Origin of the sequence: Campylobacter sp. 2014D-0259 (assembly GCF_008000505.1) — a bacterium.
GTDB classification, from domain to species: domain Bacteria; phylum Campylobacterota; class Campylobacteria; order Campylobacterales; family Campylobacteraceae; genus Campylobacter_D; species Campylobacter_D jejuni.
Genome location: NZ_VOAQ01000026.1, coordinates 76,148 through 87,542 on the forward strand (window position 1 = coordinate 76,148; position 11,395 = coordinate 87,542).

Below are 11,395 nucleotides of genomic sequence, written 5' to 3' on the forward strand. Positions count from 1 at the left end.
AAAAAATGGACATTCAAATTTTACAAGAACAGGCAAATACTCTAAGATTTTTAAGTGCCGATATGGTGCAAAAAGCAAACTCAGGACACCCAGGTGCACCTTTGGGTTTAGCAGATATTTTAAGTGTTTTAAGTTATCATTTAAAACACAATCCTAAAAATCCCACTTGGCTAAACCGTGATAGACTTGTATTTTCAGGCGGACATGCAAGTGCTTTGCTTTATAGTTTTTTACATTTAAGTGGCTATGATTTAAGCTTAGAAGATCTTAAAAATTTCCGCCAACTTCATTCTAAAACCCCAGGACACCCTGAAATTTCAACTCTTGGAGTAGAAATCGCTACAGGCCCTTTAGGACAAGGCGTTGCAAACGCTGTAGGCTTTGCTATGGCAGCAAAAAAAGCGCAAAATTTGCTAGGTAGTGATTTAATCGATCATAAAATTTATTGTCTTTGCGGAGATGGGGATTTACAAGAAGGCATTTCTTATGAAGCTTGTTCTTTAGCAGGACTTCACAAACTTGATAATTTCATACTTATTTATGATAGCAACAATATCTCCATAGAAGGCGATGTAGGTTTAGCCTTTAACGAAAATGTAAAAATGCGTTTTGAAGCACAAGGATTTGAAGTTTTAAGTATAAATGGACACGATTATGAAGAAATTAATAAAGCCTTAGAACAAGCTAAAAAATCCACAAAACCTTGTCTTATCATCGCAAAAACAACTATAGCAAAGGGTGCAGGAGAGCTTGAAGGCAGTCATAAAAGCCATGGCGCACCTTTGGGCGAAGAAGTGATTAAAAAAGCCAAAGAACAAGCAGGTTTTGATCCAAATATCAGTTTTCATATCCCACAAGCAAGCAAAATCCGCTTTGAAAGTGCTGTAGAACTTGGGGATTTAGAAGAAGCAAAATGGAAAGATAAACTTGAAAAAAGTGGTAAAAAAGAACTTTTAGAAAGGCTATTAAACCCTGATTTTAGCAAGATAGCTTATCCTGATTTTAAAGGAAAAGATCTTGCTACAAGAGATAGCAATGGTGAAATTTTAAATGTTTTAGCTAAAAATTTAGAAGGATTTTTAGGTGGAAGTGCGGATTTAGGCCCTTCAAATAAAACAGAACTTCACGGTATGGGAGACTTTATAGAAGGTAAAAATATCCATTTTGGCATCAGAGAACACGCTATGGCAGCGATTAACAATGCTTTTGCAAGATATGGAATTTTCTTACCATTTTCGGCAACTTTTTTCATCTTTAGTGAGTACTTAAAACCTGCCGCAAGAATAGCAGCCCTAATGAAAATCAAACATTTTTTTATTTTCACGCATGATAGCATAGGCGTGGGCGAAGATGGCCCAACACACCAGCCTATAGAACAACTTAGCACTTTTAGAGCTATGCCAAATTTTTTAACCTTTAGGCCTGCTGATGGGGTAGAAAATGTCAAAGCTTGGCAAATAGCCCTAAATGCTGATATTCCAAGTGCTTTTGTGCTTTCACGCCAAAAACTCAAAGCTCTAAATGAACCTATTTTTGGAGATGTAAAAAACGGAGCGTATTTACTCAAAGAAAGCAAAGACGCTAAATTTACACTTCTAGCAAGTGGAAGTGAAGTTTGGCTTTGTCTAGAAAGTGCAAACGAACTTGAAAAACAAGGTTTTGCTTGTAATGTTGTTTCTATGCCTTGTTTTGAACTTTTTGAAAAACAAGATAAAACTTATCAAGAAAGATTGTTAAAAGGTGAAGTTATAGGCGTTGAAGCAGCGCATTCTAATGAACTTTATAAATTTTGCCACAAAGTGTATGGCATAGAAAGTTTTGGAGAAAGTGGTAAAGACAAAGATGTGTTTGAACACTTTGGATTTAGTGTTTCAAAGCTTATAAATTTTATCCTTAGCAAATAAAATGAATGCAAATTTCAAATTTCAAAATAACACTCTTTTTATCTTTGGAATTTGGGATAAAACAAGTATTTATAAGTTAAAAATAAAAGATTTTTTAGCTTTGATTCAAAGCAAGGAAGTGATTTTTGATTTTAAAGATCTAAAAGCAATCGATACCGCTGGAGTAAGATTTTTCCTTGCTTTGGAAAATGACCTTAAAGATAAAAATATTAAAATCACCAAAGAAGGCTTAAATTCACGCTTTCAAACCCTTTTTGAACTTTGTGAAAAAAACTACCAAAGACTAAGTAAAACAAAAAAATCACATAAAAATTTCAGTGAATATTTTATCGATCTTGGAAAATTAAGTTTAGAACTTTTAAAAATTTTAATAAAATTCACCAATTTCACAGGAGCTTTTTTCACAAGTCTTTTTTTATGCCTTAAAAATCCTAAAAATTTTCGCTTTATTGCTTTTTTATATCATATAGAAAATTCTGCTTTTAAAGCTTTGCCTATAGTTATTTTAACCGCTCTTTTAGTAGGAGTGGTTTTAGCCTATCAGGCTGCTTATCAACTCGCACAATTTGGAGCCAATATTTTCATAGTGGATTTGATGGGAATTTCAGCCACTAGAGAACTTGCACCTTTAATCGCTGCCATAGTGATCGCAGGAAGAAGTGCAAGTTCTTATACCGCACAAATTGGAGTGATGAAAATCACTGATGAAATTGCAGCTATGAATACTATGGGTTTTCGTTCTTTTGAATTTATTATTATTCCGCGTGTTATGGCTTTGGTAGTGGCTATGCCTTTAATCGTTGCCATTAGCGATGCGATCAGTATTATAGGTGGAATGATGGTTGCAAAATTAAATCTTGATATTTCTTTTGCCGAATTTTTAAGACGCTTTAGAGAAGCTGTAGATATAAAACATATCTTTATAGGACTTGCAAAGGCACCTATTTTTGGATTTTTAATAGGACTTATTGCTTGTTTTCGTGGTTTTGAGGTAAAAAACACTACACAAAGCATAGGAATTTATACAACAAAAAGCGTTGTAAATGCTATTTTTTGGGTGATAGCTTTTGATGCTTTATTCTCTGTTGTTTTAACTTCTGCAGGAATTTAAATGGTTATTAAAGCGCAAAATATCATTACAAAATTTGGAGAAAAAATTGTCCATGATGGCGTAAGTTTTGAAATCAAAAAAAATGAAATTTTTGGTATTTTAGGAGGTAGTGGAAGTGGAAAATCCGTCCTTTTAAAACAAATGCTTATGCTTGAACATTTTGATGGTGGAGAATATGAAATTTTAGGCTATAAACTTAAAAATATCGACGAAGAAGATGCACTTGCTTTGCGTAAAAAATGGGGTGTGGTTTTTCAGTTTGCTGCACTTTTTAGCTTTTTTAATGTTTATGAAAATATCGCTATTCCTTTAAAAGAATACACTCATTTAGATGAAAATAGCATACAAGAACTGGTTTTAATGAAGCTAAAAATGGTAGGCTTAAACGAAAGTGTTTTAAAACAATTTCCAAGCGAACTTAGTGGCGGTATGCAAAAAAGAGTGGCAATTGCTAGAGCTTTAGCACTTGATAGTAAATTGCTTTTTTTAGATGAACCTACTTCAGGACTTGACCCTCATAGTAGTCGCGAATTTGACGATTTGGTTTTAGAGTTAAAAAAAAGTTTTGATTTAAATATCATTTTGGTTACACATGATAAAGAAAGTATGAAAAATTTACTCGATCGCTTTATCATTTTAGAAAATAAAAAAGTTGGATTTTGCGGTACTTACGAAGAATTGCGCTTGCAAAATGAACGACTTTTTAAAAAATTTATGGAGTAAAAGTGGAAAATAGAGCAAATTATTTTTTTGTAGGACTTTTTGTTTTTGGAGTATTTTTTGCAAGTCTTGGTTTCATACTTTGGCTTGGGGGATACTCCAAAGAAGAAAGTTTTAAGTATTATGAAATTCACACACAAGAATCCGTTGCAGGACTTGGTATAAAAGCACCCGTAAGGCTTTTGGGCGTGGAAGTAGGTAGCGTGGAAGAAATCAGCATTTACAATCAAGATGAACTCGGCGTTAATATACGCATCAAGGTCAAAAACAATACCCCTATAAAAGAAGACACCTTTGCTACTTTACAACTTCAAGGTATCACAGGACTTAAATTTATCCAACTTCAAGGCGGAAGTAAAAATAGTAAAGATCTAGTATCTATCCACGGAAAACTTCCAGTCATTCCTTTTAAAGAAAGTTTTTTAGCAACCATAGACAGACAAAGTGAACATATTTTTTCTTTGGTTAAAACGGCCGATGATAAATCAAAAGAACTTTTAAGCGAAAAAAATCTTAAAAATCTAGAAATCCTTTTGCAAAATCTAGCAGAATTAAGTGCAAATTTAAACGCTAATTCTAAAAATTTAAGTCTTAATCTTTCAAACGCAAGTTTAAAAATAGGAAAAATGGCTGATAATATAAGCCTTAGTGCGCAAAATTTCAACTCCAGTCTTAAAAACATAAAAGAAAGCACAATGATTTTAAAAAATTTCATAAAAAAAGCTGATGAAAAATTAAACACTTATGATGATATTAAAGCATCTTTGATGCAAAATTTAGAACTTTTTAAACGGGTTTTAATTGAAAGCAATATTCTAATAGAAAATTTACAAAACAGCCCTGCTGATTTGATTTTTAAAGAAACTAAACCTAAACTTGGACCAGGAGAAAAATAATGCTAAAGCAAATATTCTATATTTTTACTTTTATTTTTATATTATGCGGATGCTCTTTAAAACACGAAACCATCAATAAAAATGAAAATATCATATTAAAAGATGAAGGAATAGACTCAAATATTTTTTTTAAAAAAACCGGTAAAATTCTTAAAATTCGCAATGCAAATACACCTTTGTATTTAAACTCAAGAGCTATTGTTTATATAGATAATGGTTTTAGCAACAAATATGCACATTATTTCTGGGGAGATTTGCCAAGCAATCTTTATTCTTTTTTAATTTTGTCAAAATTTGAACAAAGCAATATTTTTACAACCTTACTTTCTTCAACAAGCTCTTTAAATGCGGATTATGCCCTTGAGAGCAGGATTAATTCTTTTGAGCAAATTCTTAGCAACAATGAAAACTACGCTCAAATTTCTATAAGTGTAAATTTCATAAATCTTGAAAACAATCAGATAATAGCTCATAAAATTTTCAATACTAAAGAAAAAATAGAAAAAAAAGATATCCGCTCTACTTATAATGCTTTTCAAAAAGCCTTGAATAAAATTGGCAATGAGATTATTTTTTGGGTAAATTCTAACTTATCCTAATTTAGGAACACTTTTTGCTTTTTAAATATTTAGCAATATTTTTGAAAGGTAAACAATGAAAAGTGATTTAGAAATATTTAAAAAACACTTAGGCGAAATTCAAGGCGTGAATGAATTTAAAGCAAATCAAATTTGCTCTCAAATCAATGATGCAAATGATTTTATAGGAGCACTTCAAGTGCTTGATATGTCTTTAAAAAAAATAGAAAAAAGCATTCTAGAAAGAATAGATGAAAATTCAGATGATATGCAAAAAAGAACTCTTGATGCCACAGCATCACAACTTATACAAAACTGCTCTTTCATGGGAACAGCCCTTTTTGGAAATATTTTCAATGTTTATGTTGGTAAAAAACTTTTTGAATTTGAAATTGCTAATCCACTTTTAATTCTTCAAACAAGTAATTACGAAGGTGTATTGGCCTATATACAAGATAAAAGAGATGAAATAAAAATCATTCTATCAGAGTTAGCAACCACAATTACCATGGGCGAAACTATGGATAATACTGGAATTTATAACTCTACAATGGATTTTAAAAATTTATTTAAATAAGAATAGTAATCGTTTATTCTCTTTAAGCAAATATAATATATTTTAGCTTAAAGAGATTTTCCAAACTCTTAAAAGAGAGTTAGGCTACGAATAAAAAGGGGGAGGGAAATAGCCTAACCCAAACGAGATCTTAAAAGATCTCTTTAAACTAAAATAAATATTTAGATAATTTAATAATTTTTATTAAATTATCTAAACCATATTTATGTTTTAGTTTAATACGATGTGACATTTTATTCTAACAACACTTAAACTGCTATAAAAATATCATTTAGTAACTTAAATTATTAAAGAATATTACTACAATATTATTTAAAAAATTTTAAATTTTTAGGATTTTAAGAAAAAAATATTATTTTTATAATTTAATATCATATCATAGAAAGAATTTCAGCACGCCCATTAATCACAGCAACACAATGTTCATAATGAGCCGCATTAAGCCCATCAATACTTCCAGCATCCCATTTTCCATTATAATGCTTTGGTGTTCCATCTTTTTGGCATATCATAGGCTCTATGCAAAACACCATTCCATTTTTAATTTTAGGGCCACTTTTTGCACTCGCACCTTTTTCTAAATAGTTTAAAATTTCAGGCTCTCCATGAGGCTTTCGTCCTATACCATGCCCGCAATATCCACGAAGCGGGACAAAACCTCTTGTATGGATAAATTCGCCTAAAGCAGCTGAAAGTTCCTTAAAACGCATTCCATCATGAATAATATCTATAGCATGGTATAACGCATCTTTAGCACAAGAGATTAAAGCTTTATCAGTGGGTGAAACTTCTCCTATAGCAATAGTTCTTGCTGCATCCCCATAATACCCATCAATCAAACTTCCCACATCAAGACCTAAAATATCACCCTCTTTGATAATTTTATCATCTGGAATTCCATGGATGCAAACTTGATTTAAAGATGTACAAATGGCACCTGGAAAACCATAAAGTCCCTTAAATGATGGCTTGGCGCCAAGGCTTAAAATATAATCTTCTGCCATTTTATCAATTTGTTTTAAGCTCATTCCTATTTTAATTTCATTCTCTAAAAAATTTAAAGTTTTTGCTACAATTTGATTTGCTATTCTTAATTTTTCTATTTCATCTGGTTTTTTCAATTCTATCATTTTATTTCCTTATAAATTTAGCCAAATTTTAGCAGTATTTTTTAAAGATTCAACATCGCTTGAAGCATAAAAATGTAATTTTGCTTTATGATTTTTCAAATCTATATTTTCTCTTTCTTTAAGAAATTCAACTATAGCATCTCCTGAATGAATTAATTTTGTTTTATCACCAAAATACTTACTTAAAGAACGTCCTAGTAAAGGGAAATGAGTGCAAGCGAGTATCAAAGCATCTGGAGTTGTGATATTTTTAAAATAATACTCCATAGCACTTTGCAAAAAATCTCCTTCAAAAATACCTTCTTCAACCATAGGCACAAAAAGCCCTGTAGCTAAAGCATTTATATTTGTATATCCTTGAGATAACAAACGCTTTTGATATTCTTCTGATTTAATGGTTGCTTTTGTCGCAATGACTAAAATTTCTTTATTTTTATCATGCAAAGCTTTTATCGTTGCTTCAACCCCTGCATCAATTACGCCATATACTGGAAAATGTGCTTTTGCTCTTAAAGCATCTAAAGCATAAGCACTAGCAGTATTGCATGCAATGATAAGCATATCAATTTGAAATTGTTCAAAAAATTCCAATGCTTCAAGACAGAACTTTATAATAGTATCTTTATCTTTCACCCCATAAGGAACTCTTGCGGTATCTCCATAATAGATAATTTCATCAAAAAGTCTAGCTTCATAAAGAGATTTTAAAACACTAAGCCCTCCTACTCCGCTATCAAATACACCTATTTTCACTTTAATACCTTCTTGCTCCTATATAACGAGCCTTCCAATAAGAGTTATTTAGCTCGACTTCTTTTACTCCACCTTTAGTAGATAAATGTATAAATTTTCCCTTGCTCATATAAATACCAACATGCATACCATTTGGCCCTCTACCTGTCTTAAAAAACACCAAATCTCCTGTTTGCAATTTTGATTTAGAAACTTTTCTTCCAGAACCTAATTGAGTTTTTGTAGTGCGAGGTATGCGTATATTAAGCTGAGCTAATGCGCTCTGTGTAAATCCTGAACAATCAGCACCTTTTTTACTAGTTCCACCTAAAACATAAGGAGTTTTTTTCCATTCATGTGCTATAGTCTTAAGTTTTGTTTCTTTATTTGTATTATAAATCGGACGAGTATAGTTTAAATTTTGATAAAAACTACATCCGCTTATAAAGAATATAATCGTGATGATGAAAAAAATATGCCTCATCAATCCCCTTAAGATCGAGCAGCAAAGAATTTAAGATAAATAAAACCCCAAATCCCAGAACAAAATGAAGCTATGAGAATAGCTAAATTATCTGCATAATTAAAAATATCGCTAACTTCATACGCCAAGCCATCGATAAACAAACTCATTGTAAAACCAATTCCTGTAAGTATACAAACCCCATAAAGTTGTTTCAAATTTGAACCTTGGGGCAAGGCTGCAAATTTAAAGCGGATTGCCAAATAAGAAAACAAAAATACACCCACTTGTTTACCCACAAAAAGCCCCAAGAAAATACCTACACTTACACCTGAAAAAATTGCTCCTATATCGATATTGGATAAATTTACCCCAGCGTTAGCAAAAGCAAATAAAGGCAAGATAACGAAAGCGAGCCAAAATTTTAGACTTTCATAGATTTCTTCTAAAAATGCTTCTCCATTTTTAGTTTGCATCGGTATAAAAAATGCTGTTATGATTCCAGCTAAAGTTGCATGCACACCACTTTTTAAAACACTAATCCAAAGAATAACTGAGCAAATAAAATAAAAAGACTTTCTTGTTATTCCTAAAATATTTAAAACAAGCATTGCCAAAATAGCAATTCCTGCAACGACAAAAGCAACTATTGATAATTTTGTCGTATAAAAAATAGCTATAATTAAAATAGCACCCACATCATCAAAAATAGCCAAAGAAAGTAAGAAAATTTTTAAACTTGATGGAATATGTTTGCCACACATCATTAAAATCGCTAAGGCAAACGCTGTATCTGTGGCTGTAGGTATAGCCCAACCTTTTAAAGTATAAGCATCTCCTATATTTACCAAAGCAAACAACATCGCAGGTATAAGTATACCCCCTAAAGCAGCCATAAAAGGTAAAACAATATTTTTAGGATTTTTAAAATCCCCGTGCAAAAATTCCTTTTTAAGCTCAAGCCCTATAGCAAAGAAAAATATAGATATAAGCCCATCATTTATCCAAAGTAAAAAAGGCTTGTTAAGCTCAAATTCACCTACACTAAATCCGACTTTTAAATTTAGAAATTCTCGATAATGTTCGCTAAAAGATCCATTTTGCACAAGCAAAGCAAGCAAAGTACAAACTATAAGTAAAACACCACCAAAAGCCTCGTTTAAAACTAAAGTTTTTAATTTATGTACTATATTATTCATTTAACAATCTTAAGATAAATAAAACCAACAATGGCACTTAAAAAACTAGCTATTAAAATAGCAAGTTTATCCGCATGTTCAAAAATATCACTATTTTTATAAGCCAAACCATCAATAAACAAACTCATCGTAAAACCAATGCCTGTTAAAATACATATACCATAAAATTTTCCATATTTAATATTTTCAGGTAGTTTTGCAAGCTTAAGTTTGATAGCAATAAAACAAAAAGTAAAAACACCTAGTTGCTTTCCTAAAAATAATCCTAGAATAATTCCAAGGCTTACAGGCGAAAATACCGAACCAAGATGCATATCTCTGATATCGATCCCAGCATTAGCAAAAGCAAATAAAGGCAAGATAAAATAAACCACCCAAGGATTTAAATCCTTAAGAACTTCATGCAAATAAGGTTTTTTATTTTTTGTATCAAGCGGTATAAATAAAGAAATAATCACACCAGCCAAAGTCGCATGTACTCCACTTTTAAGCATAGCTATCCACAATACAACACCTACTAACACATACAAAGAAAGATGGGTTATGTGATAATAATTTAACAAAAGCAGAGCAAATATACAAAACAAGCAAATAATAATCGCCAAAGCTGAAAGCTGATCTGTATAAAATAAAGCAATAATAACAATAGCGCCCAAATCATCAAAAATAGCTAAAGAAAGTAAAAAAAGCTTTAAACTTGTAGGAATTTTATTTCCTAAAAGCATCAAAATGCCCACTGCAAAAGCTATATCGGTTGCTGTAGGTATTGCCCAACCTTTCATAGCAAAATCATGGGAATAATTAATAGCAGCAAAAATTAAAGCAGGAGTAATCATACCCCCTAAAGCTCCAAATATAGGTAAAGATACAGCTCTTATATTTTTAAGCTGTCCGCGTAAAATTTCATATTTTAACTCAAGCCCTATACATAGAAAAAATATAGCTATCAAACCATCATTTATCCATAAATCCAACGACTTTGAAATTTGAAAATGATCAAATCCTACTGTAAAATTAGCATGAAAAAAATCTGTATAAATAACACTTAAAGAAGAATTTTTACATAATAAGGCTAAAAATGTAAAAAATATAAGCAAAATACCAGGGAAAGTTTCACTTAAAACCATCTTCTTTATCATTTGCATCCTTGCTCCTAAATAAATATTATAAAAATTTAATACGATAAATAAAATGGCAAAATTATAACGAAAAAATACTAAAGAAATAATTATTTAAAAAAACAAGCTCAAGATACCAACAAGTTCTTAAGCTTGTTCTTAAGATATTTAAGCGTAAATATCCAAACCACTAGAGCTAGAAACTTGTGGAGCGGAGGCTTGAGAGACACCTTCCATACCTTCGATGAGTTCATTCATCAATGCCTCGTTTGTGTCCATAGATTTTTTCAAAACTGAAGTATTAACAGCAGTCATTAAATTAGCATTACCCATAGAAACATCTGAAACCATATCATCCTCCTTTTAGATTGAGTCTTAAGACTTTATTTAAATCGGATGATATTTTTAAAACTTAATATTTTTTACTAAACTTTTTAAAATTTTTCAAGGAAACCAATATCTGAAATTAAAAATCATAAATTTTTTAAGATAAAATCCTATTTTAAAAATTTTTACACTATGAAACAATAAGCAAAATATAAATGGTTGATACTTTTAGAAGCAAATTAAATAGATAAAATTTTACTTCAATAAATTTAAATTTTATCTTATTTATACGATTTATAATATAATCAAAAATTACAACTTAAAAAGCTATTGCAATTATATAGGAGTTTGCTAATGTTACTTAATACACCTTGTAGGGGAATAGTAGATACAAATTTTGAAAGTAAAAGAATTAATATAACTTCAACTTTAAAATTTCAAGAAAAAAAAGAAAAAGTAGAAGCTAAAGCTGAGAAAGAAGAAGCAAATAAAGACAATAGCGATTCTACAAACACAGATACCAACAAAAAAGATAAACTTTTGGATATATCTGCTTAATCTAAAATATGCTATAATCATCTCCTTGAAGAATACACAATAAATGATTTTTTGATTTTTATTAAGCTTTTAAAACACAAAA

The 11,395-nt window shown here is 30.7% G+C and carries 13 protein-coding genes; 7 read left to right on the plus strand and 6 right to left on the minus strand.

Annotated features, from left to right (window positions below; all coding sequences use genetic code 11):
- Window positions 1-5: 5 nt before the first annotated feature.
- Genes tkt through SR63_RS07910 form a run of 6 tightly spaced genes read left to right on the plus strand, consistent with a single transcriptional unit; the run spans window position 6 to window position 5,786 of the window.
- A complete protein-coding gene (gene tkt, locus SR63_RS07885; protein WP_002866850.1) occupies window positions 6-1,904 on the plus strand; it encodes a transketolase in 1,899 nt (632 codons plus the stop codon).
- A gap of 1 nt (window position 1,905) precedes the next feature.
- A complete protein-coding gene (locus SR63_RS07890) occupies window positions 1,906-3,015 on the plus strand; it encodes an ABC transporter permease (RefSeq protein ID WP_002866849.1) in 1,110 nt (369 codons plus the stop codon).
- Window positions 3,016-3,738 carry an ABC transporter ATP-binding protein gene (locus SR63_RS07895; protein ID WP_002866848.1) on the plus strand — a complete coding sequence of 241 codons (723 nt, stop codon included), beginning with the start codon at window positions 3,016-3,018 and terminating at the stop codon, window positions 3,736-3,738. It abuts the gene before it with no gap.
- Between the two features lie 2 nt (window positions 3,739-3,740).
- A complete protein-coding gene (locus tag SR63_RS07900; protein ID WP_002866847.1) occupies window positions 3,741-4,631 on the plus strand; it encodes an MlaD family protein in 891 nt (296 codons plus the stop codon).
- On the plus strand, window positions 4,631-5,230 hold the full coding sequence (locus SR63_RS07905; protein WP_002866846.1) for an ABC-type transport auxiliary lipoprotein family protein: 600 nt from the start codon (window positions 4,631-4,633) through the stop codon (window positions 5,228-5,230). The genes SR63_RS07900 and SR63_RS07905 overlap by 1 nt, the downstream gene beginning before the upstream one ends.
- 55 nt (window positions 5,231-5,285) lie before the next feature.
- Window positions 5,286-5,786: a flagellar FLiS export co-chaperone gene (locus SR63_RS07910; RefSeq protein ID WP_002877873.1), complete on the plus strand. Its 501-nt coding sequence runs from the start codon at window positions 5,286-5,288 to the stop codon at window positions 5,784-5,786.
- Window positions 5,787-6,157: 371 nt separating this feature from the next.
- On the opposite strand, the gene map is transcribed toward SR63_RS07910, so the two are convergent.
- The 6 genes from map to SR63_RS07940 form a co-directional block, all read right to left on the minus strand.
- Entirely contained in the window at window positions 6,158-6,916 is a 759-nt protein-coding gene (map, locus tag SR63_RS07915) for a type I methionyl aminopeptidase (RefSeq protein WP_002877875.1), read from the minus strand.
- 9 nt (window positions 6,917-6,925) lie between these two features.
- Window positions 6,926-7,669 (minus strand): glutamate racemase, encoded by a 744-nt coding sequence (gene murI / locus SR63_RS07920; RefSeq protein ID WP_002826386.1) that lies wholly within the window; start codon window positions 7,667-7,669, stop codon window positions 6,926-6,928.
- 1 nt (window position 7,670) lies between these two features.
- Window positions 7,671-8,132, minus strand: coding sequence for a C40 family peptidase (locus SR63_RS07925; RefSeq protein WP_002866843.1), 462 nt, complete (start codon window positions 8,130-8,132; stop codon window positions 7,671-7,673).
- A gap of 8 nt (window positions 8,133-8,140) precedes the next feature.
- A complete protein-coding gene (gene nhaA, locus SR63_RS07930; protein ID WP_012006796.1) occupies window positions 8,141-9,310 on the minus strand; it encodes a Na+/H+ antiporter NhaA in 1,170 nt (389 codons plus the stop codon).
- Complete coding sequence (gene nhaA, locus SR63_RS07935) at window positions 9,307-10,455, minus strand: Na+/H+ antiporter NhaA (RefSeq protein ID WP_002855944.1); 1,149 nt, start codon at window positions 10,453-10,455, stop codon at window positions 9,307-9,309. Before nhaA (SR63_RS07935) ends, nhaA (SR63_RS07930) begins: the two co-directional genes overlap by 4 nt.
- A 141-nt stretch (window positions 10,456-10,596) precedes the next feature.
- Window positions 10,597-10,779 carry a YjfB family protein gene (locus SR63_RS07940; protein WP_002856010.1) on the minus strand — a complete coding sequence of 61 codons (183 nt, stop codon included), beginning with the start codon at window positions 10,777-10,779 and terminating at the stop codon, window positions 10,597-10,599.
- 330 nt (window positions 10,780-11,109) lie between these two features.
- On the opposite strand from SR63_RS07940, the gene SR63_RS07945 reads away from it, so the two are divergent.
- Entirely contained in the window at window positions 11,110-11,313 is a 204-nt protein-coding gene (locus SR63_RS07945; protein WP_002866842.1) for a hypothetical protein, read from the plus strand.
- Window positions 11,314-11,395: the final 82 nt, after the last annotated feature.